Origin of the sequence: Thiomicrospira sp., assembly GCF_014859555.1 — a bacterium.
In the GTDB taxonomy this organism is placed as follows: Bacteria; Pseudomonadota; Gammaproteobacteria; order Thiomicrospirales; family Thiomicrospiraceae; genus Thiomicrospira.
The window spans coordinates 1-1921 of record NZ_JACUTY010000124.1; the positions used below are offsets into that span (position 1 = coordinate 1).

2 protein-coding genes are annotated in these 1921 nt (G+C 40.5%); one reads left to right on the forward strand and one right to left on the reverse strand.

Annotated features, from left to right (window positions below; translation table 11 throughout):
• Positions 1-85: 85 nt before the first annotated feature.
• Positions 86-1252: a tyrosine-type recombinase/integrase gene (locus IBX48_RS10415; RefSeq protein WP_296834321.1), complete on the forward strand. Its 1167-nt coding sequence runs from the start codon at positions 86-88 to the stop codon at positions 1250-1252.
• A 32-nt stretch (positions 1253-1284) separates the two neighbouring features.
• Here IBX48_RS10415 and IBX48_RS10420 read toward each other — a convergent pair whose 3' ends face one another.
• Positions 1285-1548, reverse strand: coding sequence for an AlpA family phage regulatory protein (locus IBX48_RS10420; RefSeq protein ID WP_296834325.1), 264 nt, complete (start codon positions 1546-1548; stop codon positions 1285-1287).
• Positions 1549-1921: the final 373 nt, after the last annotated feature.

The following is a 1921-nucleotide window of genomic DNA, read 5'->3' on the forward strand; positions in this document are numbered from 1 at the left end:
ATTCATTTTCCCATTTTTTCTTGTTTGTCTGTGAGTATCAAAGTGAGTATAGTTAGTCACATAGATTAAAAAGTGTGAGTACGCTATGTTAAACAACACGAGAATCAACGGTTTAAAGCCAAAAGCGAAAATGTATCGCGTCGCAGATGGAAACGGTTTGATCATTGAAGTGAAGCCTACAGGTTTGAAGGTTTGGCGGTATCGATGTCGTATCAATGGTTTAGCAACAATGTTGACGATCGGGCATTATCCAACTGTTACGCTTGCTGAAGCACGCCGTACTCGTGATGAACTTAGAGAGCAGTTAAGAGCTGGCATAGACCCAAGAATTCCACCTGATGAGCCAGAAGTCGAAGAGGTTAAAACTTTTGATCAGGTTTATAAGGAGTGGTTTGAGCATAATCAACATAACTGGTTGCCATCGTATGCTGATGATGTGAATGAACGCTGCCAAAACCATTTGTTACCTTACCTTGGCAATAAAAAAATAACTGAGCTTATGCCAATGGATGTGCTTCGTTTATTCAAACATATTGAAATGTCGGGCAAGTTGAATATGCTCAAGAAAGTCAGAGGGTACGCAAGTCGGGTGTTTCGTTATGCAGTAGGTATGGGATATTGCGCATTAGATCCGACAAGGGATTTACCAATCGATGTGTTTAAAAAAGAAATGCCAACGAGATATGCGCATGTAACTGACCCAAAAGAACTGGGCTTGATTATGCGAAAGATAGAAGTTTATAGTGGTACGTTTTCAGTCAAAATGGCATTGAGAATGGCTCCCCATGTATTTCTTCGACCTACTGAGTTGGTTACGATTGAGTGGGAAAATGTGAATTTTGAAGAGAGGTTGATACGCATTCAATCTCATAGAATGAAAATGAAGCGTGCCCATATTGTCCCCATGAGCAATCAAGTCTATGACATTCTTTGTGAGTGCCATGACATGAAAACAGGTAAACCATTTGTATTTGAAGGGCCAAGAAATGGTTTTTCTCATATCACACCGGATAGTTTGCGTGTTGCTCTTCGTAAGATGAATATCAGCAGTGATGATCTTACGACACATGGTTTTCGACATATTGCGAGTACATTATTGAACGAACAAGGTTGGCCGCCAGATGCCATTGAAAAACAGTTGTCACACGAAGATCGAAATAAAATCAGAGCAACTTATAACCAAGCTGAATATCTCGATGTTCGTCGAGAAATGATGCAGGCCTGGTCGGACTATTTAGTGAGTTTAATGTGATAAATACGCGCCCTTAGAGGCGCGTATTTAGACTAAAATTTTTGTTGTCTTTGCGCTTTAATAGTATTCATAATCCAATCGTTTACTTCGGAAGCGATCCAACGCCCAGTTGTGGCTCCAAGCTTTATAGGTCGCGGAAAACTTGGATCATAAAGTTTGTCACGTGCGTCCATTCTTCGATAAATTGCACTTTTTGATAGACTGATGCAGTCAGAAAGTTGTTGTGATGTCATAAGTTGTTCAACGGTTAATTGTGTACCTTCGCGTGTTTTATTAGTGAGCTCGAAAGGTTCCATAGTTTTCTCCTGTTTCGGTTAAAGATAATTTTCAAATGATTAAACTAGGAAGTAGATTTTTACGTTTGAAGTTATTGGTTTTGAGTTGATAATTTAAGGCGCGGGAACGACCTTAGTTTTTAAAACAAAATTCAACCCGGCAAATATCCAGATGATTGAGCTAGCGTATTCCGCATAACTCCATTGCTGATTTATTTGCCAGGTTATTGAGTTGTTGGTTACAATGTTTATGCCGCTTTCGGCACTAAGAACCCAAGCCGATCGCCATCCTTGAGTTTAGAAAACTCCTCAGTCAACTGCCACAGGGCACGATTGAGTTTCACGTCTTCACTCACGGATTGAATCGCACGAGTACGGACATTGCGCCCGTTGG